The organism is Steroidobacter sp. (genome assembly GCF_016790065.1).
Lineage (GTDB): Bacteria > Pseudomonadota > Gammaproteobacteria > Steroidobacterales > Steroidobacteraceae > Steroidobacter.
Genome location: NZ_JAEUPY010000536.1, coordinates 1 through 1,550, shown reverse-complemented (window position 1 = coordinate 1,550; position 1,550 = coordinate 1). Strand labels below are relative to the sequence as shown.

Annotated in this window: 2 protein-coding genes; both read left to right on the top strand. The window is 58.5% G+C overall.

The genetic code is table 11. The features are described from left to right. On the top strand, nucleotides 1–560 hold a 560-nt coding region (locus JNL55_RS22215; protein ID WP_293859075.1), incomplete at its 5' end, for a FecR family protein. Between the two features lie 91 nt (nucleotides 561–651). Next, on the top strand, nucleotides 652–1,550 hold an 899-nt coding region (locus tag JNL55_RS22210; protein ID WP_293859072.1), incomplete at its 3' end, for a TonB-dependent receptor.

Below are 1,550 nucleotides of genomic sequence, written 5' to 3'. Positions count from 1 at the left end.
CGATCCGTCTCACTCAGGGCGAGGCGCGGTTCCAAGTGGCGAAAGATCACTCGCGACCGTTCATTGTCGATGCGGGTGACGCGCGAGTACGAGCTGTCGGCACAGCTTTCGACGTGAAGGTCAGCCGCGAACGCGTAGCGGTCACGCTGGTGGAAGGCGTGGTAGAAGTCACGCCGATCATCCAACCCGCCAGTATGAGAACGCCGTCTGTGTTGACGGCGGGACAGGTGCTGTCGATCGAGCACGGCAGTGGTAAACAGCTCATCGAGTCCGTTGCAGTTGAGCGTGCTAGTGCGTGGTTGGGCCGACAGTTGGTGTTCGACTCCACGCCGCTGGTCGATGCTGTCACCGAGGCCAATCGCTATCTGCCCCAGCCCATCGTCATCGAAGACCTGAGCCTGATGAGGATGGCCGTGAGCGGCGTCATTCGTGCCGGCAACGTCGACAATTTCATCGCTGCACTCGAGTCGTCCTTTCCGGTAAAAGCCATCAAGCGCGCCGATGGGCAAGTTGCTTTGGTGAAGCGCACGGACGAGCGTGCCCGGCGTCGAGCCGATTGAGCGAAAATTCTTCTGGGGGTGATCCTCACTTCGCGCGTTCTTATTCCCGAACACATATCGCACACGCTCAAAAGAGCGGCCGGGGAGAACGATGAGTTACAAAGTGCGTCGAGCCATCCATTCTGCGTTGACCGCGTGCGCCATTTGCACGTTCATTCCCAGCGTAGCTTCTGCGCAAGCCGCCGTGCGCAGCTATAGCATCGTGCAACAGCCTCTAGATCAGGCGTTGCGACAGTTCGCTCTATCGAACAATTTGGATCTGCTGTTCGATCCCGAAATGGTTGCCGGCAAGATCAGCGAGGCACTGGAGGGAAAATATACGGTAGATGAAGGCTTGGCCACTTTGCTGCGCGGCTCCGGTTTGCAAGCCACCGTGTCGGGATCGCGCGCCGTCATCAATAAGGTCGAGACCGGCAAATATCAGAACTCGATTTCATCCAGCGACTACTCCGTCGAATCGGCCAGTTACCAACGAGTGGCGTCGGCGCCGGCCGAAGAGGGCAACAACGACGATCGCAGTTCAGTGATCGGCGAAGTCGTGGTGACCTCCAGAATCATCACCACCCAGAACGACGCGTTCGGCGCGACCAAGATGGGCCTGCCCATTGCAGAAACTCCGTTTAGCGTCATCGCCGTCACCGAGGACATGATTGATATCGCCTCGATTCGCGGCGTGGGTGATTTGTACAAGATCGATCCTTCCGGCAGCCCGACGCACCAGGACGGCTATGGATCCAGTCGCATTCGCGGCTTTGCCGGGCAGCGCAGAATCGATGGCTTTCGCGAGGGCACCGATGTCAACGTCGAACTGGATATGGTGTCCTTCGACAGAGTCGAGCTGATCAAGGGCGGGACATCCACCCTATATGGACAGACAGAGCCCGGCGGTGTCGTCAACTATGTCTCGAAGCTGCCGGAGATGGAGTCCGCCGTAAGAATGCGCGGCGAAATTGGCAGCCATGATTACTACCGGTACGAAGGCGATCTCAC